The sequence below is a fragment of the Streptomyces sp. NPDC020917 genome, from assembly GCF_044333795.1.
Taxonomy (GTDB): domain Bacteria; phylum Actinomycetota; class Actinomycetes; order Streptomycetales; family Streptomycetaceae; genus Actinacidiphila.
This window is the reverse complement of record NZ_JBIRRR010000015.1, coordinates 205,185-229,952: the sequence shown is the minus strand read 5'-3', so window position 1 is coordinate 229,952 and position 24,768 is coordinate 205,185. Positions and strand designations below refer to the sequence as shown.

General features: G+C 66.8%; 20 protein-coding genes and 1 pseudogene. 9 read left to right on the top strand and 12 right to left on the bottom strand.

Annotation, left to right across the window (positions count from 1 at the left end; translation table 11 throughout):
• Positions 1-50: 50 nt before the first annotated feature.
• On the bottom strand, positions 51-1,823 hold the full coding sequence (gene argS / locus ACH4TG_RS28480; protein ID WP_398245391.1) for an arginine--tRNA ligase: 1,773 nt from the start codon (positions 1,821-1,823) through the stop codon (positions 51-53).
• Positions 1,824-1,951: 128 nt separating this feature from the next.
• On the opposite strand from argS, the gene lysS reads away from it, so the two are divergent.
• Complete coding sequence (gene lysS, locus ACH4TG_RS28475; protein WP_398245390.1) at positions 1,952-3,736, top strand: lysine--tRNA ligase; 1,785 nt, start codon at positions 1,952-1,954, stop codon at positions 3,734-3,736.
• Positions 3,737-3,930: 194 nt separating this feature from the next.
• Here the strand turns inward: lysS and ACH4TG_RS28470 are convergent, their stop codons facing one another.
• From ACH4TG_RS28470 to ACH4TG_RS28455, 4 genes are all read right to left on the bottom strand, one after another.
• Positions 3,931-4,314, bottom strand: a complete 384-nt coding sequence (locus ACH4TG_RS28470) for a roadblock/LC7 domain-containing protein (protein WP_398245389.1) — start codon at positions 4,312-4,314, stop codon at positions 3,931-3,933.
• Positions 4,315-4,511: 197 nt separating this feature from the next.
• Positions 4,512-6,233: a DUF2637 domain-containing protein gene (locus tag ACH4TG_RS28465; protein ID WP_398245388.1), complete on the bottom strand. Its 1,722-nt coding sequence runs from the start codon at positions 6,231-6,233 to the stop codon at positions 4,512-4,514.
• Positions 6,234-6,374: 141 nt separating this feature from the next.
• Positions 6,375-7,088, bottom strand: coding sequence for a DUF3558 family protein (locus ACH4TG_RS28460; protein WP_398245387.1), 714 nt, complete (start codon positions 7,086-7,088; stop codon positions 6,375-6,377).
• Positions 7,089-7,203: 115 nt separating this feature from the next.
• Complete coding sequence (locus tag ACH4TG_RS28455) at positions 7,204-8,010, bottom strand: DUF3558 domain-containing protein (RefSeq protein ID WP_398245386.1); 807 nt, start codon at positions 8,008-8,010, stop codon at positions 7,204-7,206.
• Between the two features lie 310 nt (positions 8,011-8,320).
• Between ACH4TG_RS28455 and ACH4TG_RS28450 the strand changes: the two genes are divergently transcribed.
• The 7 genes and pseudogenes from ACH4TG_RS28450 (at position 8,321) to ACH4TG_RS28420 (ending at position 17,674) form a co-directional block, all read left to right on the top strand.
• Positions 8,321-9,577: an RtcB family protein gene (locus ACH4TG_RS28450; RefSeq protein ID WP_398245385.1), complete on the top strand. Its 1,257-nt coding sequence runs from the start codon at positions 8,321-8,323 to the stop codon at positions 9,575-9,577.
• A 21-nt stretch (positions 9,578-9,598) separates the two neighbouring features.
• Entirely contained in the window at positions 9,599-9,787 is a 189-nt protein-coding gene (locus ACH4TG_RS28445; RefSeq protein ID WP_398245384.1) for a hypothetical protein, read from the top strand.
• Between the two features lie 258 nt (positions 9,788-10,045).
• Entirely contained in the window at positions 10,046-11,284 is a 1,239-nt protein-coding gene (locus ACH4TG_RS28440; RefSeq protein ID WP_398245383.1) for a PP2C family protein-serine/threonine phosphatase, read from the top strand.
• A gap of 224 nt (positions 11,285-11,508) precedes the next feature.
• Positions 11,509-11,910 (top strand): annotated as a pseudogene (locus ACH4TG_RS28435) (RtcB family protein); the annotation flags it as partial.
• A gap of 148 nt (positions 11,911-12,058) precedes the next feature.
• Complete coding sequence (locus ACH4TG_RS28430; RefSeq protein WP_398245382.1) at positions 12,059-13,123, top strand: hypothetical protein; 1,065 nt, start codon at positions 12,059-12,061, stop codon at positions 13,121-13,123.
• Between the two features lie 532 nt (positions 13,124-13,655).
• Positions 13,656-15,794: an ATP-dependent endonuclease gene (locus ACH4TG_RS28425; RefSeq protein ID WP_398245381.1), complete on the top strand. Its 2,139-nt coding sequence runs from the start codon at positions 13,656-13,658 to the stop codon at positions 15,792-15,794.
• The gene (locus ACH4TG_RS28420; protein WP_398245380.1) at positions 15,791-17,674 is read left to right on the top strand and encodes a UvrD-helicase domain-containing protein; all 1,884 of its coding nucleotides are present in this window, start codon (positions 15,791-15,793) and stop codon (positions 17,672-17,674) included. Before ACH4TG_RS28425 ends, ACH4TG_RS28420 begins: the two co-directional genes overlap by 4 nt.
• A gap of 661 nt (positions 17,675-18,335) precedes the next feature.
• Here ACH4TG_RS28420 and ACH4TG_RS28415 read toward each other — a convergent pair.
• The 7 genes from ACH4TG_RS28415 to ACH4TG_RS28385 all read right to left on the bottom strand — a co-directional run bounded on the left by ACH4TG_RS28415 (position 18,336) and on the right by ACH4TG_RS28385 (position 22,531).
• Positions 18,336-19,139 carry an aminoglycoside phosphotransferase gene (locus ACH4TG_RS28415; protein WP_398245379.1) on the bottom strand — a complete coding sequence of 268 codons (804 nt, stop codon included), beginning with the start codon at positions 19,137-19,139 and terminating at the stop codon, positions 18,336-18,338.
• A 77-nt stretch (positions 19,140-19,216) separates the two neighbouring features.
• Positions 19,217-19,399, bottom strand: coding sequence for a hypothetical protein (locus ACH4TG_RS28410; protein WP_398245378.1), 183 nt, complete (start codon positions 19,397-19,399; stop codon positions 19,217-19,219).
• Positions 19,396-20,565, bottom strand: coding sequence for a radical SAM protein (locus ACH4TG_RS28405; RefSeq protein ID WP_398245377.1), 1,170 nt, complete (start codon positions 20,563-20,565; stop codon positions 19,396-19,398). Before ACH4TG_RS28405 ends, ACH4TG_RS28410 begins: the two co-directional genes overlap by 4 nt.
• Positions 20,566-20,664: 99 nt before the next feature.
• Positions 20,665-21,207 carry an NUDIX domain-containing protein gene (locus ACH4TG_RS28400; protein WP_398245376.1) on the bottom strand — a complete coding sequence of 181 codons (543 nt, stop codon included), beginning with the start codon at positions 21,205-21,207 and terminating at the stop codon, positions 20,665-20,667.
• Positions 21,208-21,315: 108 nt separating this feature from the next.
• Positions 21,316-21,459 carry a hypothetical protein gene (locus tag ACH4TG_RS28395; protein ID WP_398245375.1) on the bottom strand — a complete coding sequence of 48 codons (144 nt, stop codon included), beginning with the start codon at positions 21,457-21,459 and terminating at the stop codon, positions 21,316-21,318.
• A gap of 197 nt (positions 21,460-21,656) precedes the next feature.
• On the bottom strand, positions 21,657-22,016 hold the full coding sequence (locus ACH4TG_RS28390; RefSeq protein ID WP_398245374.1) for a hypothetical protein: 360 nt from the start codon (positions 22,014-22,016) through the stop codon (positions 21,657-21,659).
• Complete coding sequence (locus tag ACH4TG_RS28385; RefSeq protein ID WP_398245372.1) at positions 22,013-22,531, bottom strand: ATP-binding protein; 519 nt, start codon at positions 22,529-22,531, stop codon at positions 22,013-22,015. The genes ACH4TG_RS28390 and ACH4TG_RS28385 overlap by 4 nt, the downstream gene beginning before the upstream one ends.
• A 162-nt stretch (positions 22,532-22,693) precedes the next feature.
• On the opposite strand from ACH4TG_RS28385, the gene ACH4TG_RS28380 reads away from it, so the two are divergent.
• The gene (locus ACH4TG_RS28380; RefSeq protein WP_398245371.1) at positions 22,694-24,049 is read left to right on the top strand and encodes a hypothetical protein; all 1,356 of its coding nucleotides are present in this window, start codon (positions 22,694-22,696) and stop codon (positions 24,047-24,049) included.
• The last annotated feature ends 719 nt before the right edge of the window (positions 24,050-24,768 follow it).

Here is a 24,768-nt window from a genome sequence, read left to right as displayed (position 1 = left end):
GGGAGGCCCGCCGGGAACGGCCGCGGGAGGCGGCCGGCGGGCGGAGCCGGCTACAGGCGCTCGGGCGTCCGGATGCCCAGCAGGGACAGGCCCTGCCGCAGCGTGCGGGCGGTCAGCTCGCACAGGAACAGCCGGTTCTCCACCTGCGCCGGGCCGCCCTCGGCGGTCAGCACCGGGCACTGCTCGTAGAAGGTGGTGAACAGCGACGCCAACTGGAACAGGTAGGACGCCAGGCGGTGCGGCTCGTAGACCTCGGCGACCTCGGCGAGCGTCTCGGCGAACGCGTCCAGGTGCAGGCCCAGGGCCCGCTCGGCCGGGTCCAGGGCCAGCTCCGGGTGCGGCGCCGGCCGCTGCCCCTCGGCCGCCTTGCGGAAGATCGACCGGGTCCGCGCGTAGGCGTACTGGATGTAGACGCTGGTGTCGCCGTTGAGCGAGACCATCCGGTCCAGGTCGAAGACGTAGTCCTTGCCGAGCGAGGTCGACAGGTCGGCGTACTTCACCGCGCCGATGCCGACCTGCTCGCCGTTGGCGCGGATCTCGTCCTCGGTCAGGCCGATCTTCTCGCCCTTCTCCCGGACCACCGCGGTGGCCCGCTGCACGGCCTCGTCCAGCAGGTCCTCCAGCTTCACGCTCTCGCCGGCCCGGGTCTTGAACGGCTTGCCGTCCTTGCCCAGCAGGGTGCCGAACGGAAGGTGCCGCGCGGTGACGTCGCCGGTGAGCCAGCCGGCCCGCCGGGCGGTCTCGAAGACCATCCGGAAGTGCAGGGTCTGCCGCACGTCCACCACGTACAGCAGGGTGTCGGCGTGCAGCTCGCCGGTCCGGTTGCGGATCGCCGACAGGTCGGTGGCCGCGTAGCCGTAGCCGCCGTCGGTCTTGCGGACGATCAGCGGGACCGGCTCGCCGTCCTTGCCCTTGACGTCGTCGAAGAACACGCACAGGGCGCCGTTGGACCACACGGCCACGCCGGACTTCTCCAGCAGGTCGCAGGTCTCGGCGAGCATGTCGTTGTACCCGGACTCGCCGACGATGTCCTCGTCGCGGATCTCGATGTCGAGCTTGCGGTAGACCGAGTCGAAGTAGATCTTCGACTCGTCCACGAACCGCTGCCACAGCGCGAGCGTCTCCGGGTCGCCGGCCTGCAGGTCGACCACGCGCCGCCGCGCGCGCTCCTTGAACGCCTCGTCGGACTTGAACAGCGCCCCGGACGCCTTGTACAGCCGGTCCAGCCGCGACATGGACGCCTCGCCGGCGTCCTTCTCGCCCTCGGCGTGGTCCAGCTCGTGCGGGTGCTCGATCAGGTACTGGACGAGCATGCCGAACTGGGTGCCCCAGTCGCCGATGTGGTGCCGGCGGACCACCTGCTCGCCGCCGAACTCAAGCACCTTGCACAGCGCGTCGCCGATCACCGAGGACCGCAGGTGGCCGACGTGCATCTCCTTGGCCACGTTGGGCTGCGCGTAGTCGACGACGGTGGTGCCGGGCGCGTCCTTGAGGGGCACGCCGAGCCGGTCGTCGGCGGCCCGGGCGGCGAGCGTCCCGATGATCGCCGCGTCGGAGACGGTGATGTTGAGGAAGCCGGGGCCGGAGACCTCGACCTCGGCGATCAGCTCGTCGGTGGGCAGCGCGGCGAGCACGGCGCCGGCCAGCTCCCGCGGGTTGGCCTTGGCCTTCTTGGCCAGGCCCAGCACCCCGTTGGCCTGGAAGTCGGCCCGGTCGCTACGTCGCAGCAGCGGGTCGGCGTCGGTGGCCGACGGGACCGCGGCCGCGAGGGCCGCGGAGACGCGCTGCTGGAGCGAGGCGGAGAGGGAAGCGACCGAGGCCATGAAGCTGCCGTTCGACTAGGTGATGGGTCGCCCCGATTCTCCCACGCGGCGGGTGCCCGCCGCGACGCACATAAGGGGGCCGCGCGCCTGTGGACAACCGGCGAGGGAGCGGCCCGCGGTCTGGGAGAATGGGGGGACGCCAAGCACTCCATCCCAGGAAGCACAGGAAGAAGAGGACCGTGGCTCAGAGCACCGAGGCCGACTGGGTCTCCCGTTTCGCGGACGACGTCATCGCCGAGTCGGAGCGCCGCGCCCCCGGGAAACCCGTCGTCGTCGCGTCCGGGCTGAGCCCGTCAGGCCCCATCCACCTGGGCAACCTCCGCGAGGTGATGACCCCGCACCTGGTCGCCGACGAGATCCGGCGCCGCGGGTACGAGGTGCGGCACCTGATCTCGTGGGACGACTACGACCGCTACCGCAAGGTGCCCAGCGGCGTCCCCGGGATCGACGGGAGCTGGGCCGAGCACATCGGCAAGCCGCTGACCTCGGTGCCCGCCCCGGCCGGCTCCGCGCACCCGAACTGGGCCGAGCACTTCAAGGCCCAGATGACCGAGGCGCTCGCCGAACTGGGCGTGGAGTACGACGGCATCAGCCAGACCGCGCAGTACACCGCGGGCGTGTACCGGGAGCAGATCCTGCACGCGATGCGGCACCGCGCGGACATCGACGCCATCCTCGCCCAGTACCGCACCAAGAAGGCGCCCGCCAAGGCGTCCCAGAAGCCGGTGGACGCCGCCGAGTTGGAGGCCGAGGAGGGCTCCGGCGCGGCCGCGGAGGACGACGGCAGCGCGACCGGCGCCGGTGGCATCGGCTACGTGCCCTACAAGCCGTACTGCGGTGACTGCGGCAAGGACCTGACCACCGTCACCGCGTACGACGAGGACACCACCGAGCTGACGTACACCTGCGCCTGCGGGTTCGGCGAGACCGTCCGGCTGAGCGAGTTCAACCGCGGCAAGCTGGTGTGGAAGGTCGACTGGCCGATGCGCTGGGCGTACGAGGGCGTGATCTTCGAGCCGTCCGGCGTGGACCACTCCTCGCCCGGCTCGTCGTTCCAGGTGGGCGGGCAGATCGTCGGCCCGATCTTCGGTGGCAAGCAGCCGATCGGCCCGATGTACGCCTTCGTCGGCATCTCCGGCATGGCGAAGATGTCCTCCTCGCGCGGCGGGGTGCCCACCCCGGGTGACGCGCTGCGGATCATGGAGCCGCAGATCCTGCGCTGGCTGTACGCCAGGCGCCGCCCCAACCAGTCGTTCAAGATCGCGTTCGACCAGGAGATCCAGCGGCTGTACGACGAGTGGGACGCGCTCCAGCGCAAGGTCGACGACGGCTCGGTGCTGCCGGCCGACGCCGCCGCGTACGGCCGGGCGGCGGGCACCGCGGCCGGCGAGCTGCCGCGCACCGCGCGGCCGCTGCCGTACCGCACGCTCGCCTCGGTGGCCGACATCACCGCCGGCGCGGAGGACCAGACCCTGCGGATCCTGTCCGAACTCGACCCGTCGCGGCCGCTGGCCTCGCTGGACGAGGTGCGGCCGCGCCTGGACCGGGCGGAGAACTGGATCACCACCCAGGTGCCGGCCGAGCAGCGCACCGTGGTGCGGTCCGAGCCGGACACCGCGCGGCTGGCCGCGCTCGGCGAGGCCGAGCGGGGCGCGCTGAAGCTGCTGCTGGACGGGCTGGACGCGCACTGGTCGCTGGACGGGCTCACCACGCTCGTCTACGCGGTGCCGAAGGTCCAGGCGGGTCTGGAGCCGGACGCCAAGCCGACTCCCGAACTCAAGGCCGCCCAGCGGGCGTTCTTCGCGGTCCTCTACGAGCTCCTGGTCGGCAGGGACACCGGACCCCGCCTGCCCACCCTCCTGCTGGCCGTCGGCCAGCAGCGCGCCCGCACCCTGCTGGGCGGGGCCGCCTGACGCGAGGCCGCTGACGCGGGGGCCGTCGCCCCGGCCCCGAGCTGCCGAGGAGGCGGCGCATCCCGCCCGGGGTGCGCCGCCTCACGTCTGCCGGGCGTCCCACCCTGGACGGGTCATGGGCTGCGCGGGTCACGCGGACCGCCGCCGGGCGTCGGGCCCTGCAAGGGGTCAGGGGCGCGGGGTCACACGGGCCGTCAGGAGGACGCTGCGGCGCCGGGGGACAGGTGGCCGGCGATGCGGGTGGCGCAGGCGCGGGCTTCGGGGCGCAGGCCCGGGAGGTCGGTGCCGGGGGCGGCAAGCACGGTCAGGACGCAGCCGGCCCCCGCGGGGAACAGGGCGAGGCCGCCGGCGTCGCCGCGGACCAGCAGTTCGCGGAAGTCGCCCTGGCCGGCAGCGCCGGTCAGCCGCACGCCGACGGCCGCGGCCGCGGCGGTCAGCGCGGCGAAGCCGTCCGGTTCGACGTCGGGGGCGTCGGCGGCCAGTACGAGGCCGTCCGGGCTGGTCGCGAACGCTCCGGCCACACCGGGCGTGTCGGCCCGCAGGCGTTCCAGTTCGACGCGCACCTCGGCCTCGTGCATGGTCCCTCCTCTCGGCGGGCGGCCCGCGGTCGCGGCGATGACTGCCGCGCGTGCACCGCCGCCGGATCCGGTCGGCTAGGAGAACGCTATGCAGCCGGGCGGGCGGCAGGAGGACTTTGGCACTTTCCGGCGGAACATGCGTCCCGTGAGCCTAAAATGCCCCTCTGAGGCGCCGTGGTGCCCGTGGTGGCCGCCGGTCAGGGAATGCTCTCCGCGTTGGCCTCCGAGTTCCAGCGGTACCGCAGATCCCGTATGGCGTTGACGAGTTGGCGCTCCTGGGGCGGCGTGCCCTTGTACATGGTGGGCAGGAAGCGGGCCAGCTGGCGGGCCGTCGGCATGGCGCCGTGCTCCTGCACGTAGTTGCGGTAGGCCGCGAAGTAGGCGTCCTCCGCGGACACGTCCTCCGGCAGCTCCATTCCCGCCACCGGGTACGTCTCCAGTTCGAGCACCTCGGGCTCCGGCTCGGGCACGGACTCCGACGCGGGCGCGGCCTGTTCGGCCATCTGCTCGGGCTGCGGCTCGCGGCGCGGCCCCGGGAAGGGCCGTCCGTTCGCGCCGTTGGCACCGTTCCCACCCGCGTTCGCGGCGGCTCCGTTGGCGGCGGCTGGATTGACCGCCGCTCCGTTGACCGCGGCTCCGTCGGGCGAAGTGCCGTGGGGGTTGGCGCCGTTGAGGCCCCCGCCGTTCGGCGCGACGCCGTTGAACCCGTTGCCGTTCAGCGCGCCGTAGCCCAACGGCCGCTCCTGGAACGGGCCGACCGGCGCCATCACCTGCGGCTGCCCCGGCAGGGGGCCCTGCATCTGCGGGACCTCGCCCTGCTCGTACCCCTGCTGCGGGTACGGCTGCTGGTCCTGCGGCTGGTAGCCCTGCTGCGCGGCGAACCACGGACTGTCGTGCGGGGCGCCCTGGAACTGGTAGTAGCCCTGCTCGTACAACTGCTGCTCGTACGCCTGCTGCTGGGCGTACTGCTGCTGGGCGTACTGCTGCGCCGCGTACAGCTGCTCCGGCGTCAACTGCAGCTGGCCGCCGTCCATTTGCTGCCCCGGGGCCACGGCGCCGTCCATCCCGGGGGCGCCGTTCCCGGCCGCGGGAGCAGCCGCAGCCCCCGCAGCGCCCGAAGCGCCCGCAGCCGCCTGATCCGCCGCAGCCGCCGTCCCGGCCGAGGACGCCGCGCCCGCGCCCTCCCCGGCCCCGGCCGCCCCCGACTCCAACTGCCGTACGGGAGAAGCCACTTCGATGCCGGCGGCCTGAAGTCCGGCGTCCGCGGTCTCGGCCAGCGGCACCCCGTACTTCGCCAGCCGCAGCGGCATGATCGCCTCGACCGGCGCGCGGCGCCGCCATGCGATGCCGTAGCGGGCGCGCAGCCGGGCCCGGTAGACCAGCCGGTCCTGCTCGCGCCGGATGGTCTCCTCGTAGGAGCGCAGCTCCCACAGCTTCATCCGCCGCCACAGCCGGAACGTCGGGAACGGGGCCAGGATCCAGCGGGTGATGCGGACCGACTCCATGTGCTTGTCGGCGGTGATGTCCGCGATCCGCCCGATCGCGTGCCGGGCCGCCTCCACGGAGACCACGAACAGCACCGGGATGATCGCGTGCATGCCCACGCCCAGGGCGTCCGGCCAGGCCGCCGCGCCGTTGAAGGCGATGGTCGCGCCGGTCAGCAGCCACGCGGTCTGCCGCAGCAGCGGGAACGGGATCCGCATCCAGGTCAGCAGCAGGTCCAGGGCCAGCAGCACGACGATGCCGGCGTCGACACCGATCGGGAAGACGTTGGCGAACCAGCCGAAGCCCTTGTGCAGGGCCAGAGTGCGCACCGCGGCGTACGAGCCGGCGAAGCCGATGCCCGCGATGATCACCGCGCCCGCGACGACGATGCCGATGAGAATCCGGTGCGTCCGGGTCAAACGTATCGCGGCCACCCGCGACCCCTCCTGCCGCTCAGCTCCTGTCCCCGTGACTGGACGCCCCAGAGTGCCACATCAGGATGACGCCTGAGGGTGCGTCGGGGGCACTCGGGTCGGACAAACGTACGGATACGGGGGTGGAGAGGCGGCGGTTCGTTATGCGTTCGCCGCCGCGACCGCGGCCACGACGTCCTTCGCCGCGCGCTGGGCGCCGGAGGCGACGGTCGAGGCAGAGGGGTTCTTCTTGTCCTCCAGGCCGGCGCCGTTGTACTCCACGATCACCACGACGTTGCCGCTGCGCGCCACCACCGTGTCGTTCTGCGACGTGATGTGCGCCACCGTCGCCTTGCCCACGACCGACGTGGCCTGGTCGCCGACACCGGTGGACGCGGACGCGGTGAAGCCCTTGACCGCGCTCAGCGTGCCGACCTGCTCGGTGTACCGCTTCGTGGCCTGCTCCTCGCCCGAGCCCAACTGCGCGTCGGAGTCGAAGCGCTGGAGCGTCACCGACAGCCAGCGGTACTGGTAGCCGTCGGAGCCGTTGCCGGTCCACGAGCAGCCGCCGCGGGACTGCATCTCCGAGGTCGCCGCGGCGGTGCCGCGGCTGTCCTTCGCCTTCGGCACCAGCGCGGTGACGCTGGACTTCGTGACGGTCGTGCACGCGTTGGGCAGCGTCCGGTACTTCACCGGCGCGAGCGTGGGCGAGGCCGTGGTCGCCCCCGCGGTGCTCGCCGAGCCGGACGGCGACGTCCCCGCGGAGTCCTTGCCCGAGCCGGACCCGGACGAGCAGCCGGTGAGCACCAGGGCGGGCACGGTGGCGCAGGCCAGCAGGCCGGCCAGGCGCAGGGCGGTGCGTCGACGTCGTTCCATGGGGCCGGATCCTTTGCTCATGTGCTCGGGTCTCGTCTGCTCGTGACCCGCCGCCGCACACGGCGCCGCCGGGGTCGGCCCACCACACTAAGGGGTCGGCGGACCCGCCTCCGGCCTACTGCTCGACCTTGTGCTCCAGCTGACCGGCCACGTCCTGAGCGCCTTTCTGCAGGTCAGCGCTGGTGGCCGGGTTCGCGCCGCGGGGCTCCGCGGCCGTGTAGGTGACGCTCACCACGACGTTCGAGGTGCGGAAGACCACGGTCACGGTCCGCTTCGGGCCGGTCACCGGCGTCTTCAGGACGTCGTTGAGGAACGCGGCGTTCCCCAGGTCGGTGAGCCGGCGCGGCAGCAGGTCGGGGCTGCTCTGGCCGGTCGTGCTGTTGCCGCTGCCCGCGGTCTGGCCGGTCACCGGATCGGTGCCGGTGGCCGTCGGGGTGCCGTCCGGCGACGCCGGCGGCGGGATCGAGGCGTTCGCCGCGCGCTTCTCGAAGTCCGTCTCGGCCTGCGCCTCGTCGCTGATGCTCGGGTCGTAGGACACCGCGCGCTCGAAGTCCACGGCCAGCGTGCGGGTCGCGCCGTCGCTGGTGGCGTGCCAGGAGCAGCCCACCCGGCGGTCGGTGTCGTACGTCAGCGACTCGGTGCCGGAGTAGTCCTGCGCGCCCGGCACCAGCTGCTTCAGGGTGTCCTGGTCCACCGCGGCGCACGGCTGCGGCAGGTTCTTGTACTTGCCCGGGGGCAGCGGCGAGACGGTGCTGTCGCCGCCGGCCGCGACCGACTTGGGGTCGGTGGCGGTGTCGGCCGAGGAGCCGGCGCTGGTGCAGGCGCCCAGGGTCGCGAGGGCCAGCCCCGCGGTGACCGCCATCGCGGCCACGGCCGAGGGCCTGGCGCCGGCCGGCGCGGGCCGTCGTCGCGTGGTGCGCACTCCGCGGGCCCCCTTTCTCCTCGTTGCCGCTCACCTGCGAACGCTTTCGAACCGTTTCCGCCGGAAAGCGTACGGGCAGCGGTAATTCCTTGGCGTGCCCGAGCGGGCCTTGGACACAATGTCTACCGCACGCCTCACCGCTTCCGCCCCCCGGGGCGGAAGATCGGGTGACGCATGTCACGGTCGGGCGGACCGGGATGTACCGGCACAAGCCGGGTACCCGAGAGGGTGCCCGTCGAGCGCCGCGGCCCCGGCGGACCACGCCGCCGCCCGCCGTCACACTCATCGTATTTTTTACTGGGGGATGGCCATGTCGTACACCGAGGTTCCCGGGGTCCGGGTCCCGATCCGGATGTGGGCGGACCCGTCCACCGTCGAGGACGTCGCGATGCAGCAGCTGCGCAACGTCTCCTCGCTGCCCTGGATCAAGGGGCTGGCCGTCATGCCCGACGTCCACTACGGCAAGGGCGCCACGGTCGGCTCGGTCATCGCGATGCAGGGCGCGGTCTGCCCGGCCGCGGTCGGCGTCGACATCGGCTGCGGGATGAGCGCGGTCAGGACGTCGCTGCGCGCCTCGGACCTGCCGGGCGACCTGTCCCGGCTGCGCTCGCGGATCGAGCAGGCCATCCCGGTGGGCCGCGGGCTGCACAGCGACCCGGTCGACCCGGGCTCCTTCCACGGCATGCCGACGTCCGGCTGGGACGACTTCTGGTCCCGGTTCGAGGGCCTGGCCCAGGCCGTGCACTTCCGCGAGCAGCGGGCGGCGCAGCAGATGGGCACGCTCGGCTCCGGCAACCACTTCGTCGAGGTCTGCCTGGACACCGACGACGGGGTCTGGCTGATGCTGCACTCCGGGTCGCGCAACATCGGCAAGGAGCTGGCCGAGCACCACATCGGGCAGGCGCAGAGGCTGCCGCACAACCAGGGCCTGGTCGACCGCGACCTGGCGGTCTTCATCGCCGACACCCCGCAGATGGCGGCCTACCGCAACGACCTGTTCTGGGCCCAGGAGTACGCCGAGTACAACCGGGCGCTGATGATGGCGCTGCTGCAGGACGTCGTCCGCAAGGAGTTCAAGAAGGCCAAGGTCACCTTCGACCAGGTCATCTCCTGCCAGCAGGAAGATGCCGAAGGTCGGATGAGGACCGTCGAGTACCGCCCTGGTGTCATCAGTTGTCACCACAACTATGTCAGTGAGGAGCGGTACGAGGGGGCTGATCTGCTGGTTACCCGCAAGGGAGCGATCAGTGCGGGCTCGGGGGAGTGGGGGATCATCCCCGGTTCCATGGGCACGGAATCCTTCATCGTCCGCGGCCTGGGCAACGCGGCGTCCTTCAACTCCGCGTCGCACGGCGCGGGCCGGCGGATGAGCCGCGGCGCTGCGAAGCGTGCGTACTCGACCCGGGACTTGGAGGAGCAGACGCGGGGTGTGGAGTGCCGGAAGGACTCCGGAGTGGTGGATGAGATTCCGGGGGCGTACAAGCCGATCAGGAAGGTGATCGAGCAGCAGAAGGACCTGGTGCAGGTGGTGGCGAAGCTGAAGCAGGTCGTCTGCATCAAGGGCTGACCCGGAGGGTGGGGTGGTGCTGTGAGCCGGCGGCGTTATGTGGCCCGGGGTGTCCCGGGTGGCTACCGGATCTGGGACAACAAGGGGCGTCGATGGTGGGGCGATCTCTACGAGCTGTGCCCTGACGATCTCGTCGCAGAGCTGAATGGCGCCGCCGACCCGCAGAAACTCACGGCCCTGCTCAAGCGGTATCGAGCATTGAAGCGGTAGGCGGCCAGCCGCGAGATGGTTGCGCGGCTTCCGTTCTCTGAGGGGGACCTCAAATCATGCATATGGGATGATTTGAGGTGAGCCTGGAGAAGGCCCTGGCGATTGGCGCCGCGCGACCGGGAACCGGTTCGGTTGCGCACGAGGGGGCGCAGCCGGATGTGCGTGGTGTGACGGTTCGTACACTCCGTGGGGTGGGTGGACGTCGGGGCGGCCACGGCGGTTTCCGGTCCGGTGTGAGGGTGTCCGAGGAGCGGAGTGATGGATGGTGTGCGCAGTGAGCTTCCGCGGCTGCTGACCGCGACGGAGATGGCGGCGCCGGGGGAGGCCGTCGATGTGGTGGCGGAGGATCTCCTGCGCCGCTTCGGCGCCACTGAGGTGTCTTTCCTGATCATCGACCTGACGGGCAGGGCGGTGGTGCGGCTGTCGACCGCGGCCGTGGTGGAGGCTGGGCAGCGCTGGGATCGGGTGGAACTGCTCGGTAGCGTCTACGAGCAGGTGGTCCGGACCCAGCGGCCATGCCAGGAGACGACGGACCAGGGTGAGCGGGTGATCTACCCCGTCACCAATCGCGGGGATGCGATCGGCCTGCTGGAGATGCTCCTGCCCACCGGCCCCAGTGAGGGCGTCCTGGACGCGGTGGGCGGGGCCGCGCATGCCTTGGCCTACATCGTGATCGCCAACCAGCGCTTCACCGACCTGTACACCTGGGGCAAGCGCAGCAGGCCCTTCACTCTGGCCGCCGAGATCCAGCACCGGCTGCTGCCCCTGTCGCTGTCCTGCGAGGCGGCGCAGTTCGCCCTGTGCGGGGACCTGGCATCCTCCGAGGACATCAGTGGCGACACGTTCGACTACACGCTGGACCGTGACACGCTCCACCTTTCGGTGACCGACACCATGGGGCACGACCTTGATGCCGCGCTGTCGGCGACGATCCTGCTGGGCGCCTTGCGCGGTGCCCGCCGCATGGGCGCCGATCTCGTCGAACAGGCCCGGCTGGCCGATCGGGCGCTGGCTGACCACGGGCCTTCCGGCCACGCGACCGGACAGCTGATGCGTGTCAACCTCCGGACCGGAACAGCCCACCTGGTGAACGCCGGCCACCCCTGGCCGCTGCGCATCCGCGACGGCGAGGTGGAGGAGATCGCCTGCGAGGTGGATCCTCCCTTCGGACTCTCCCTTCCGGTCTCCCGCCATCCCTATCGATGCCAGGAACTCGAACTGCGTCCCGGCGACCGTCTGATCCTGCTCACCGACGGCATGTTGGAGCGCGACGCGGAGAAGGTCGACCTTCCGGTGCTACTGCAGGAGACCCGGCGCCTGCATCCGCGGGAGACCGTGCTGATGCTGACCACCGCGGTCCTCGACGCCTGTGGAGGCCTACTCCAAGACGACGCCACCGTGGTGTGCCTGGACTGGTACGGCATCCAGGACTCCAAGCGCCATGTCGGCTCCGGCGCGGACATCCGGCGCGCTTCGCCAGGCAGGACGTCACCGTAGAGCCGAACAGACCCAGCCCGTCGTGCGGGCCTCGATGGTGTTGTGTGCGCCGGGCCGCGCACGCCCTGGCGCGCCGGGCTCACGCTTGACCGAGTGAGATCCCGCGGCCGCGGCCGCAGGTGGGAGACCGTTGCCGGGCTGATGATTGTGCGCAAGGGAGCGTGAGTTGCAGTCAGCAGGAAGATGCCGAAGGTCGGATGAGGACCGTCGAGTACCGCCCTGGTGTCATCAGTTGTCACCACAACTATGTCAGTGAGGAGCGGTACGAGGGGGCTGATCTGCTGGTTACCCGCAAGGGAGCGATCAGTGCGGGCTCGGGGGAGTGGGGGATCATCCCCGGTTCCATGGGCACGGAGTCCTACATCGTTCGCGGCCTGGGCAACGTGGCGTCCTTCAACTCGGCGTCGCACGGCGCGGGTCGGCGGATGAGCCGCGGCGCTGCGAAGCGGGCGTACTCGACGCGGGACCTGGAGGAGCAGACGCGCGGTGTGGAGTGCCGAAAGGACTCCGGCGTGGTGGACGAGATCCCGGGGGCCTACAAGCCGATCAGGAAGGTGATCGAGCAGCAGAAGGACCTGGTGCAGGTGGCTGCAAAGTTGAAGCAGGTCGTCTGCGTGAAGGGCTGAACCTGACTGCTCCTTACAGAATGGACCCTCGGAACTTCCGGGGGCCTATGGCGCGGGAGGGGGCGGGTCACGCTGGACGTCTCACCGGCATGCAAAAATTCTCCTCGAAGCGGGTGACGTCGCCCGCTTTGAAGCCCGATAATGTGACATGATCAAATTCGCCGTCCCGCCGCCGGACAGCGAGCAGTTGCGCAGCTTCCGTACGCACGCCTCCTACGTTCGAGCCTTCCGCGAGCTCGCCCTTCAAGGAGGTTGGACAGATCTTGAGACTGCGTCTGTGCAGCTTCACTCCACGGCGGCCGAACGGCTCTTCAAGCCACCGCGCACACCATGGGCTGGCAATCTCGACCAAGTGAAGAGCTGCCTGCGACGTGCTTGGAACACGGCCTCGCTGCTTGAGGCCACCCACTCTCTGGCCGAGGAACCCGAGATCGTGAGGCTGGCCAACGGTTGGGGTGCCGTCCAGACCTACTACGTCCTCTACAACGTAGCCCAAGCCACGCTGGTTGCTGAGGGGCGCGAACGTCCCAAGCAGCATGAACAGACGAAGCGTCAGTTCGTGGACCTGTGGACCTATCGCGCGGCGAAGCTAGCCCCGTGGAGCCTTGCTGCCGCTCACACCAGCGCTAAGGAGTGCGATGAGGAAGGTTTCCTAGCTGGGCCAGGCCGTCCCCTGGATATGGGTCTGCACCCGTGGACTGCATGGCAGGGAGAGCAAGCATGGGATATCGGGGCAAAAGCGTTGCGAACTACACGTTCTGCCCTGATTGAAGACAGGCTGAGGAAGGCTCGGGACCAGAAACTGTCCGCTCGTCGCAAGCTCTGGTACACGGAGTGCGGTGAACGTGCCCAGCAGGGAAAGTCGGCACGGCCGGAGCCCAAGTCCGTCAAACTCACGGCTTCCGAGCGTTCGGCCACGGAGGTAGGACTTCGGCCCGTGACAATTGCCGACTACCTCTATCGCCTTCGTGTCAAGGCCAACTATGACGACATCACAGTCTTCGTAGACGGGCCTGCTTCGGACTCGGAAGCAACAGCGATGGCCTCCGACCTCGTCGACCTGGCTTCTGCGACACTGCTGGTTCACGAGGTGCGAATTGCCGCACGCATCGGTAGCAAGGAACTCGTACGTCTCATGGACGATGCGCTGCTTCGGAGTAGTGCGTACGTTGGGCACCTGAACATGCGCCGCGATCTGCACTCCCGCCTGTAGATGCGAAGGTCTGCGTACCACCCGTTTTCTGTGGAAGCAGATGGCGGGCGTGTCGGCGGAAGAGACCTGAGCGCAACCGGAGGAGATGCAAAGCGACTTGCGGTCGTTGCCCAACCGGCGGCCATGGCGGGAGTGGACTCTCTGCCGGCCGGGGGGAACAACCCTGGCACCCACTGATCAAGAGCTTGGTGATCAGTTAGCAAACCAGAGGTGCGACCGTAGGCCGCCTTCGCGACTTCACCTGCCCGGTCGAGGCCCCTACCTGGGCCAGCTGGACCTCTTCTCTCTCAAACATGTCCTGAGCAACTGGTGGAACTCAGCCGTAGATGATTTTTGGAGAATCACCCGGCGCCCAAACTGCCCGTCAGATACCCTGAGTGACCCTGTCCTTGGGGAGGACAGGAAACAAGATGGCGGGCCATGTCGAACGTTTGAACGAGACCCGGTGAGGGGCCGTGGTGGCGGGTGGCGTTACGTGCGCTGCGAAACCGAGACTGAAGGTGCCTAGCTGAGAAAGAACCTGGGGGTTGAGTTGCACATCAAGTCGTTCCGAGTGCAAAATTTTCGTCGCCTGAAGAACGTCCGGGTGGACTTGGACGAAAAGACAACTATTTTCGTCGGAGCGAATAACAGCGGCAAGACATCCGCCACCCACGTCTTCCAGCGCTTCCTGGATCCTAAGGTGCGTTTTCAGGTCTATGACTTCACTGCAGACTGTTGGGAAAAGTTCAATAGCTTTGCCTCAGGCGCTGACAGTGATGAGGAGTCGGAACTTCCAAAAATCTACTTTGACCTGTGGTTCGAGGTGGATGACGATAATCTACACCGCGTCGTAGAACTGCTCCCTGGGCTGGGTTGGGATGGGGAGCCGGTGGGACTGCGTATGGTCTACGCACCCCGCGACCCCTCCTCGCTGATGACGAACTACCAGCAGGCTCGCGAGGAAAGAAAAATGCCTCACGAGACTTCCGAAGCCGTTTACAAGCCATGGCCCGTGGACCTTACAGACTACCTGAGAAAGAGATTGACGAGCGAGTACGAGATCAAGTACTACGTCCTCGATAGGCGTCAATGCGATGATGACCTCAATCCTAACTCTGGCTATGAGCCATTTTACTTGGGATCAAGTGGGTCAGGCGCCGGTGCGGTGGTCAACTCCCTCGTTAAGGTGGATTTCCTTAACGCTCAACGGCACCTCACTGATGCGGAATCTCACGGCCGAGCCGAGGATCTTTCAAGGCGACTGAGCAGGTATTATCAGCGAAACTTGCAGAAGTATGAGACCGACCTTGAAGCACTGAGTGCGATCGCTAACTCAGAGTCTGCGCTCAATGAACATTTTGCTCAAGCATTCGGATCGATTTTTAAGAGCATTGAGCATCTAGGATACCCAGGCGCCACAAATGCTGGGCTTGTAGTGAAGGCTTCGTTCAATGTCCAGAACGTGCTGAGCACAAGCGCCCGTGTCCACTACGTGCTGGCACCCGCTAACGGTGGTCAGGCGTCGCAGTCTGCGCAGGCATTGCCAGATCAGTACAACGGTCTAGGGTTTAAGAACCTGATCTACATGGCGGTTGAGATCCTTGACTTCCATCACTCGTGGGAGGACGCGGAAGGCCAACGCCCGCCAGTACATCTCATCATGATTGAGGAGCCTGAAGCCCACCTGCATGCACAACTGCAGCAGGTCTTCATCCGTAGGGTGTTTGAATTGCTACCGGAGGCGAAGGCGGCATTCCAGACGCAAATGGTAGTCACCACTCACTCGTCGCACATATTGTACGAAAGTAGCTTCAAGCCAATCCGCTACTTTTGTCGCCTCAAGGATTCCGCCACAATTCATCGCAGTGAAGTCAAGAATCTCTCTGTCTTCTACGATGGAGAAGCAGAAGTAACACGCTCCTTTCTGCAGCAGTACTTGAAGCTCACCCACTGTGACCTCTTCTTCGCTGATGCCGCCGTCTTGGTTGAGGGTAATGTTGAGCGATTGATTTTGCCGCTCATCATTGAGCGTCAATTTCCCCAACTCAAGGCATGTCACCTAACTATCCTTGAGGTCGGAGGGGCATTCGCCCATAAGTTCCAGCAGCTAATTGACTTCCTGGAGATTACAACTCTGGCTATCACCGACCTCGACAGCGTCAGGGCGTCCGAAAATGGTGGCAAGTGTATGACCACCGAGTCCGGGGCCGTCACTTCGAATGAGAGCCTAAAACATTGGTTTCCGGAATTAGCTTCGATTGATGAATTTCTCGCCCTGCCCGACAGTGAAAAGATCATTGAGCGCGACGGCAAGGAGTGCGGGAATATTAGAGCTGCTTATCAGACGCGTCGCCCCGTCACCTGGGGAAGCGAGACTGCCGCGCTGGCCGGTCGAACGCTTGAGGAGGCCTTTGCGCTTGAGAATCTTTCCTGGACTCAAGACCGTGCGCGAAGGGCCCTAGGGCTGTGCATAGCCGACGCAAGTAAGTTGACTTTGATGGATTTACATGAAGAAATCTACAAGCGAGTTCGGAATCTCGACAAAACGAGATTTGCCCTCGGTCTGATCGCGGAGACTGACGCGACTTGGATGGCACCTCAGTACATCCTTGATGGATTGACCTGGCTTAGTGGCAGGTTGCTGCCGTTCACCGGGAAGCCCTTGCCTGAGCTTGGGGGCGAGCAGTGAGAACACGACTTTCTGCGCCCGATACGCCTGCTGACATTGAGTTGCGGCGAATCTTGGATAAACATCCGCTTACCTGCTTTGTTGCGGTTGCCGGCGCAGGCTCTGGTAAGACTACCTCGCTTGTCAAGGCGCTCGATCACGTAGTGCAGAAGCACGGCGCCCGACTTAGGGAGCGAACACAGCAGGTTGCTTGCATCACGTATACCGAGGTAGCGGCCAAAGAGATCCATTCAGATGTGGAGAATAGCCCCCTCGTCTTGGTCTCTACCATACACAGTTTTCTTTGGTCCCTAATCAACTCATTCCAGAGAGATATAGCGAAGTGGGTCCATTGCCGTTTAGAGGGCGCGATCCAAGAAATCGTGAAAAAGCAGGCTCAATACTCCTCCCGCACTCAATCTAAGACTATCTTCAAAGACGCATCCGACCTTGAAAAATTTCGCCTTCAGCTTCAGCTGATCAACAAGGTTGACCGTTACTCGTACGGTGTTGGGAGTGACTACGGAAAGGGGATTCTTGGGCACGAGGACATCGTTACCATGGTCCCCGAGTTGATCCTCGGCAGTAAGCTGCTCGGACGTATAGTCGCTACTAAGCATCCCTACATCTTTGTCGATGAGAGCCAGGACACCTTCCCTGATGTTGTCAAGGCCCTAAAGCACGTGGTAGCCCAGAGAGAAGGTGCTGTCTGTTTAGGGTTCTTCGGAGATCCTATGCAGCAGATCTACCAGCGAGGCGTGGGGTCGATTGTTCCTGAAGACGGTTGGGTGCGGATCGAAAAGCCGGAGAATTTCCGCAGTTCAAGAGCGGTGCTTCGCGTCATCAATCAAGTGCGGTCTGAAGCTGATGGGCTGATTCAAGTTCCTGGCCGAAAGGACAGCAGCCTGTCCGAAGGCGAGTGCTTCCTCTTTGTACTTCCCGCAGATGGCCAGCGAAGTCAGAGCCTGGAGCAAGTTCGGACCTGGCTCGGGCGGAATAGTAACGCAGGGAGCTGGGCCGCAGATTCGGTTGATGACGGCCAAGGTGCGAAGATTCTCATGATCGTCCACCGCATGGTAGCCAAGCGCATGGGCTTCGAGCAGCTATATTCCGCCTTCCATGAAAGTGGCTCGAAGAGCTTGAAGGAAGCCTTTGACGAGGGAAGCGCCTGGCCGCTGCGGCCGTTTGAAGAGGTTATGTTCCCTGTATGTGCAGCGGATAGCATTGATGACCCATCAGTGATTTCAGCGATCCGCAGGAAGGGGGCTGTGCTCAACCCTGACATGCCTGACTATGGCGTCAGGGCGAGCTTGGTTCTCGCGCGGGATGGCGTAATGAAGCTTCGTAGCACTATGGCGGAGGCTGGGCCGGGATCTGTTGGAACCTCGCTGAGGATTGCGGCCGATGCCGGCCTCATCGTTCCAGACCCCCGGCTCTCCGTATACCTTGACCCGAATGGCCAGCATTCGGAAATTGTGATTCCCTCCGAAGTGCGGGATACTCTGGACGCCTTCACCGCGTGTGACATAGGGGAAGTGTCGTCCTATTTTAAGTATGTCCGACGCCAATCCCCATTCTCGACCCAGCATGGCACTAAAGGGGCCGAGTTCTCTAAGGTGATAGTGGTACTGGATGATGAAGAGGGGAAATATAATCTCTATTCGTACGAGAAGTTGTTCGGAATCAAGGGGCTGTCGAGATCCGATAAGCAGAATTTGGCGGCCGGTAAGGAATCAATCCTTGAGCGAACGAGGCGCTTGCTTTATGTCTGCGTATCGCGTGCGGCTGACTCCCTTGCCGTAGTGGTGTTTGCTTCCGACGTAGCTGCAGCTACGTCGGCGATCGAAGAATCGACTGCCATGTCGTACGGGCGAGTCATGACTGCAACGGACATTCTCTAATAGGTTGGTGGGCGGTTTTTCCAGATTCGACGAGCTCTCGCTTTGTAGTACATGGCCCCCGGAGTGCCCGACCTTGCGGCGTGACCAAGAGTCAGTAAGAGGGCCGTGGTTGTCTCAACGAAGGCCAGGTAATGCAGGCCTTCTGCCTGGCAGAGAGTTTCCGAGGCCTCGTCGACCTTGAAGAGCCCGTAGGCGGCGGCGTGGTCCTGTTCGAGGCCGCGCCCGAGGTACTCAGGGGGCCCGAAGTATTCGGGCATGACGTGTGGTTGGCCGATGGAATCGGGCCTGATCGCCCGGAGGCCCGGAGGTCGGCCGTGTGACCTCGGCCCCTTGACCAGGACGGGACCGACCGCGCGGGCCTATATGCGGATGCAGAGGAAGCCGAAGTCGTCCTGGCCATCGTCGCCGCGAACGGTGTAAAAGCTTCACCGGAACGAGGTCAACAGATCGGCGAGGGTAGAAATAGCCGGAATTCGGAAGGCGCAGTCCGGCGGAGAACTCGCGAAGTTGGATGCGTGTGCTATGGGCGAAGCGCGCTCCGTACTCCGGCCCAAGAAATCGGACGACTCGTGCCTTGCTCGGGCCGTGAGGCGGGGCGGAGGTGCCGGGCAACTCCGCCGCCGTAGCCGTGGGGGTGTCCTCAGCATCTCGTTCGCGCGTTCTACTTGGTGCTTGACCGCCAGTAGGTAAGCCAGTCGTGGGCGTGGCGGGCCATGTTCTTCTTCCAGTCTTGCGCGTCTTTGCGTGCGATGTCGTCCCAGAGGGTGGCGTTGGCTGCGGAGAAAGCGGTGACGGCGACTGGCGGGGCGGCCTGCCACGAGGGGATGTGGGTGTGGGTCCAGTGGTCTGCGGTGGGTGCGGTGTGGCCTGCTTCCATCAGTCGCAGGATGAGGACTGCGGGGTCGATCCAGGCGGCTCCGCGAGTGGGCCATGCCCAGTCGATCAGGTGCGCACGGTCGCTGATGAGGACGTTGTGGGGGGCGAGGTCGGTGTGGAGAAGGGTCTGGCCGGCAAATGGTTCTGGCGTGGTGGTGTACGCGGCCCAGCGTTGGTCGGCTTGTTTGAGGCCGATGGGCGGGCATGGGGCGGACTGGAGTTCGTTCACGGCGGCGGCGATGAGTGGCAGGTCTGCCGAGTCCGGTGAGTAGTCGGCGTGGCGGCCGGTGAAGTGCTCGTAGCCGAGCAGGTCCCAGCCTGCGGTCTGGACTCGCCACAGGAGGCGTGGGCAGGAGGGAGGGAGGTGGGGGGCGATGTCGGCTTCGCGTTGCTGGGTGCGGGCCTGGGGGTGGTCGGCGGGCACGCCTTTGACGAACACGGACGTGGACAGGGTGTGCAGGGTGGTTGCGATGCCGGAGTTCGCGCCTGCCGTTGCGGTCTGGGCGTTCAGGATGGGCCCGGTGTGCTGCTCGACGGCATTCCGGGCCTGCTCGGGTAGGTCTACCCAGTGGATGCGGTCTACGGGCAAGGGGACTCCTGGCATGAGGCGTGCGGCCGCCCCCGACCCTATGACGGGCGGGGGCGGCTTGAGTGCAGCGGCTCGGCTTAGTAGGGGTTGTCGTCGCTGGAGTTGCAGTTGCAGCCGGCGGCTTCAGAGATGGTGCTGATGTCGTCGATGATGCGGAACTCGGTGTCGCTGATCGGGCGGGGAGTGATCGTTACCGGAACCGCGGCGGTGCGGGTGGCGGGGGCCTGGTCGAGGTTGGACGCGTGGAGCGCGGTGGTCATGGAGCTACCTCTTTCCGGGTTGAGTTTCCGTGTTGGCAGTACATCTGGAGTGGTGCCTTCGCCTCCTGGTAGAGCCGGGCCATGGGCCTGCACGTGGTGCAGGTGCCGTTTTGGCCGAAGGTACAGCCCGTGCATCCGCCGGTGCGAAGTTGGAGGCCGTCGGCGATAGGGCCGAGGCGTTTGAGGCCTTCGATGCCTTCGCGAAGGAGGGGGATGTGGGGTTCGCGGCCGATCTTGCAGATCGAGGCGTGGCCGAAGGGGTCGGCGTGGAAGAAAGTGTGGCCTGCGTTGCAGCCGGTGAACGGCTTGCGGGGTCGTAAGTAGGCGGCGGCCTGGGTGGGGATGGGCGCGGCGTCGCCGTCGATGGTGGGCGACATGTTGGTGAAGACGTTGAAGCTTCCGTAGCGCTCGGCGAGGTTCACCATTGCGTCGACCTCGTGCGCGTTGTCGCTGGAGACCATGATGTTGAGCTGGAGTCGTAATTTCGCCTCGCGGGCAGCGTCCAAACCGCGGGTGAAGCGGCCGAAGGCTCCGCGGCTCCGGGTGAATCCGTCGTAGGTCTCGGCGGTGGCACCGTAGATGCTGAGCGTGAGGTGGTGGGGCGGACGTTCGGCGAACGTGGCGAGGATCTTGTCTTTGGCGAGCTGGGATCCGTTGGAGGAGACCGTGAGCATCAGGCCCAGGTCGTAGGCGTAGGCGTATGCCTGGGGGAACTCGCGGTCGATGAGAGGTTCGCCGCCGGTGATCTGGAGCCAGAGGACCCCGGCATCGCGCATGATGTCCAGCAGTCGGGTCTTGTCGGGCCAGGGCATGCCCTCGAACCGTTTGGCTCCCAGGTAGCAGTGGGGGCAGTCGTAGTCGCAGCCCTTATTGATCTCCCAGGATGCGCGGGCCATCCCGTACTGCGACGGCGCGCGTACGAGGACGGTCTCTCGGAGCGGCCGGGCAGTGTCCAGTTCGAGCCGCCATGTCTGGCGGGTGGCGTCCACCAGCCATCCCGGCATCGGGCCGTCGGTGCTTGCGGCGTGGCTTGCTTGCAGGTAGCGGCTGAGCGGGATCTGCACGCCGCGGTCGTGGCCCGGGCGCAGGACGAGGTACTCGTCCAGGAAGGGACTAATGATCAGTTCATGGCTAGGGGCGGATTCGGGCGCCGATGCGTTGCTCACAGTGCCTCCGTGGGCCGGGTCTGGGCGCGGCGTTGGGGGTGTCCGCGCTGCGGTGTGAACGGTCCGGCCCGGCACTGGTCGGCGGGCCGGACCGGTTGTTCATGCGGCGGCGGGTGTCTCTGTGGGCTCGGTGGGGGCTCCTCGGTCCCTGCCCCGGACGAGGTCCCGGGGTGCCCCCGGGTGCGACAGGACCGTGATGGCGGCGAGAATGCGGCGGACCTGGTGGGCGGTGGTGTAGCGGCCGAGGTCGTACAAGTCGACCCACGTGGTGGCCAGAATTTCGGGCTTCTCGCCCGGCGCGGCGGGCTTGGGCAGGGTGAGTTTCGTTTCGGTGGGGATGATCCCGCCGTCGTAGACGAAGTTGACGCCCTCGACGGAGGTCTCGGTGGGCGGGGTGTAGTCGACGACGAGCAGGGAGCCGACGCGGAACCCGTTGGCGGCGTCGAGGCTGAGTTCTTCGGCGACCTCGCGCGCGCAGGCGTCGTGGGGTTCTTCGTTGGCCAGGGCCCCGCCTCCGGGGAGCTGCCAGTAGTCGCGGTAGCTGGTGTTTTCCAGCAGGATCCCGCCGCGGGGGTTGCGGATGATCGCCAGGCATCCCATACGGCGCGGGGGCGGGTTCTTCCAGTCGGTGTCAGCGTGCATGTAATCCCTCGTTGACGTGCGTCAGTGTGCTGGTGGCCAGTGGGCGGTGGGGCGGGGTTCTGCGTATCGGGTCCGGGTTCGGCTGAGGCTTGGGGGACTTGGGCACGCTCAGTTGCCGTTCTTCTTTTGCTCCTTGGCGGCGGCTCGCCGCTCGGCCCGGTTCCCGATGGGATTGGGCTGCACCCCTTCGGCTGGTACCCGACCGACGTAGATCGTCAGTCCGGCTGTGGAGCGGCCCTTCTTCGTTCCCATTTGCTTCCCTTATCTGTCGTGTTGTTCTGGTTGTCCCTGCGACGCGTCGCCTGCTTGCGACCCGCGGATCCGTGGCGGGTTGCAGGGCCGTTGGGTTGCAAGGCTGGTGACCACTGCGGCCACGCGGGGGTAGCGCCCACCTCCGCCGGGGGAGAGCGGAGACCTTCCCCATGGGGCTCTCGTGGCCGCAGTGGCGTTCAGGGGCGGCGGCGGTGCCGGCCGCTGGGCGGGGCGTGAGCGCTGAGGTGATGCATAGCGCCGACGGAGGCGTAGCCGGGCAGGTCGTGGCCGCCGATGTCCTTGGAGAGCTGGGCGTCAAGGATCTGGTCGTCCAGGGCCTTCACGCACTGGGCGCAGGCGAACAGGTGTCCCGTGACGCCGCTGCTACCGGTGCCGGAGCCGATCCACAGCACTCGGGCGGATTCCCGGCCGCACCACAACCAACACCGGCCGGTCACCCAGTGGTTCTGGTCGTCCGGCTCCGGCTGCGGGGGAAGACGGGAGATCCGTCGCACCGAAAGCGTGCCGCGCCAGGGGCGAACCTGGTTGCTGCTCATGCGCTCATCACCACCGCACCACGTGCATCGGTCGGTTGACCAGCGGCGTCTACGCTCTGCTGAACGTCACCGGCCACGTGCGCGGGGAGAGGCAGTCGTGCCCAGACGAGTTTGCCCGAGGTCGGGGATGGATGGGTGTAGCCCCACGCCTCGCTGAGCGCGTCCACCAGGTGCAGACCCCTGCCGCGTTCCGCTTCGATGGAGGGACTGCGAAGGACCGGCGGACGCCGGTCTGCGTCGTAGACCGAAACCGTGAGACCACGGTCGGTCAGCCACAGCCGCAGGCCGCACGCCACGGCAACCCGCTGGCCACCGACCGACTCCATCGGTTTCACGGCATGCTGCACGGCGTTGCTCAGCAGCTCGGAAACGATCAAGAGAGCGTCATGCGTGACCGACTCCTCCACGCCCCACTCGGCGAGGACTTCGCTGGCGTGCTTCCGGCCCCACCGCACGGCGGACGCCGACGATGCCAGATCGAACCGGCTGTGAAGAGGATGTCGGTCGCTGGTCATCGCTGCCCTCCATGCGCCTTCCTAGGACACAAGCGGCGCTCGCCGCTTGCCCTGACTGCTTGCACGCACTACGCAACCGTCTGCGTACGGAGCGCGGTACCGTTGAGGCGGCGTGCGAAGTGGAAAGCGTGGAAAGTACGTCCACATGCGGAGAGTGGCAGCATGGCTGAGCACGAGCCGAACCAAGGTCTTCGGGAACTTCTCCGTGAGGCGCGGTGGTCCCAGGTCGAGTTGGCCGCCGCGATCAATCGCGCCGCAATTGAGGCGAACGTTCCCGTGAGCTGCGACAAGAGCAACGTGAACAAGTGGCTCGGCGGAACGCGTCCGCAGGCCAAGTGGCATCCGCTGATCGTCGAAGCGTTCGCTCGCCGGCTGGGCCGTCCGGTGACTCACGCCGAAGCTGGCTTGCCGCCTTCGGTGGCTGAAACAGCGACCCTCGCGGCGCTGGCCTTGCCCGGGGACACTGTTGAGGGACTTGTCTCGATCGGAAGAGAAGACATGGATCCCTCTCGCCGTAAGTTCCTCACCACGACGCTCTACGCAGCCGCGTTACCGGTGCCGGCCTACATCGACCTGGCCGGACGGGCCGAAGCGCACGCGAGTGGCCGTGCAACGCGGATCGGTGCAGGCGAAGTTGCCACGGTCCGGACGATGACCGAGCGGATCGCCGACATCCTGGACGAGTTGGGCGGTGGGCATGCTCGCCCCATGGCAGCGGCCTTCCTGGTGAACACGGTTGCGCCCTACCTACGTGCCGACGCCTCCGACTCCATCAAAAAGGACATGCTCGCGGCTGCCTCGGACCTCGTGTACCTCACCGGCTGGATGGCCATGTACGAGAAGGCCCACGGCCTCGGCCAGCGGTACTACGTGCAGGCGCTCCACCTGGCTGGCGCGGCCGAGGACCACGTGACCTACTGCCGGACCCTTCGTGGGATGGCGCTCCAGGCTGCCAATCTCAAGCATGGCAAACGGGCGCTGGACCTAGCGGACTCGGCAGCCGAAGCAGCACCGAAGGCAGGCCCGCGCCTGCAAGCCTTCCTGACCGGACAACAGGCCCAAGGCGCGGCGCTCATCGGAGACAGGCGACTTGCCTACTCTCGCCTTGCCGAAACGCAGTCCGCGCTCTCAAAGGCCGACAACCGCCGCGATGCCATCGGCGGGTACGACCAGGCCGCCTACTTCTTCCACGTGTCCAGCGTTCTCTACGCCCTCGGCGACGTGGCCGGATCAATCAGCGCCATGCAGGACTCCAACCGTGTACGCCCGCCTATCGAGAAGCAGGGACGCGCGCACGCCAACGGCCTGCTGGCACAACGCCAACTCGAAGTTGGGCACTTGGAAGCGTCATGTGCCACCTGGCAGAGCTTCCTTGACGACTACGAGCATCTGTCCTCTTCCCGCGCCGACGAGCACTTCGAGACCCTCCGGCGCCGTCTCCGTTCCCACTTGAAGAACCGGCAAGCCGCTGAGGTGTACGACCGAGCCAGGGAGCTTGCCCGGCGGAAGTCCGCGTAGCCAGCCCGGACCGATCGGGTGAAGGGCCAGACCCGAGAGGTGTGCTTACGAACTGTGGGTGGTTGGCGAGTGTTGGGCCGGTGTCCTGCCTGGGCTGGGGTCGGGCATGTTCAGGGGGCCGTACGCTCGTTGGCAGCTCGGGCAGGTCTTTGGGCCTGACCGCAATGTGTCCGAGTGGCCCCCTGGGCTTGCCCGACGCGGGTCCCGGTCCGGGGAGGTGGCTCAAGACTCGCCGGCCGCCCACCCCCAGCCCTCGATGGGTTGACCTTGGCCACGGATAGCGGGATGCCAGAGGGGCGGGCGTGCCTGTTCAGCGGCGTCGGCTGCGCCTGGCCTTGTCTCGCCTGTCCGGCTTGTGCCTTGCCTGGCCCGTTGTGGTGTTGGCCTTGGGCTGGGCGGGCGTCTTTTGTGGTCTGGGGTGGGTCGCTGTTGTTGCGCGCTGAGCGGCGGGGGGCTGCCGAAGCGGGGCGGTAGACAGGAGCGACGGCGGCCACCGGTCGCCAGCGCGCGGCGGGGGGCGGGGGGGGGGCCCCCCCGCCCCCCGAAAAAAAAAAAAAAAAAAAACACACCCCCCCGGCGGGTGGAGGACACAACGAGGCCCGGGGGGGGGGGGGGGGGGTTTTGGGGGGGGGGGGGGGGGGGGGGGGTTGGGGGGGGGGGGGGTGGGGGGGGGGGGCGGGCGCCCCCGGGCCCCCCCCCCGCGGCGGCCCGCGTAGCGG

Coding starts and splice junctions, on each gene's coding strand:
- argS (WP_398245391.1), bottom strand. CDS start 1,823: ATGGCCTCGGTCGCTTCCCTCTCCGCCTCGCTCCAGCAGCGCGTCTCC.
- lysS (WP_398245390.1), top strand. CDS start 1,952: ATGGGGGGACGCCAAGCACTCCATCCCAGGAAGCACAGGAAGAAGAGG.
- ACH4TG_RS28470 (WP_398245389.1), bottom strand. CDS start 4,314: ATGCACGAGGCCGAGGTGCGCGTCGAACTGGAACGCCTGCGGGCCGAC.
- ACH4TG_RS28460 (WP_398245387.1), bottom strand. CDS start 7,088: ATGGAACGACGTCGACGCACCGCCCTGCGCCTGGCCGGCCTGCTGGCC.
- ACH4TG_RS28450 (WP_398245385.1), top strand. CDS start 8,321: ATGTCGTACACCGAGGTTCCCGGGGTCCGGGTCCCGATCCGGATGTGG.
- ACH4TG_RS28440 (WP_398245383.1), top strand. CDS start 10,046: ATGGATGGTGTGCGCAGTGAGCTTCCGCGGCTGCTGACCGCGACGGAG.
- ACH4TG_RS28430 (WP_398245382.1), top strand. CDS start 12,059: ATGATCAAATTCGCCGTCCCGCCGCCGGACAGCGAGCAGTTGCGCAGC.
- ACH4TG_RS28410 (WP_398245378.1), bottom strand. CDS start 19,399: ATGACCACCGCGCTCCACGCGTCCAACCTCGACCAGGCCCCCGCCACC.
- ACH4TG_RS28400 (WP_398245376.1), bottom strand. CDS start 21,207: ATGCACGCTGACACCGACTGGAAGAACCCGCCCCCGCGCCGTATGGGA.
- ACH4TG_RS28395 (WP_398245375.1), bottom strand. CDS start 21,459: ATGGGAACGAAGAAGGGCCGCTCCACAGCCGGACTGACGATCTACGTC.
- ACH4TG_RS28390 (WP_398245374.1), bottom strand. CDS start 22,016: ATGAGCAGCAACCAGGTTCGCCCCTGGCGCGGCACGCTTTCGGTGCGA.
- ACH4TG_RS28385 (WP_398245372.1), bottom strand. CDS start 22,531: ATGACCAGCGACCGACATCCTCTTCACAGCCGGTTCGATCTGGCATCG.
- ACH4TG_RS28380 (WP_398245371.1), top strand. CDS start 22,694: ATGGCTGAGCACGAGCCGAACCAAGGTCTTCGGGAACTTCTCCGTGAG.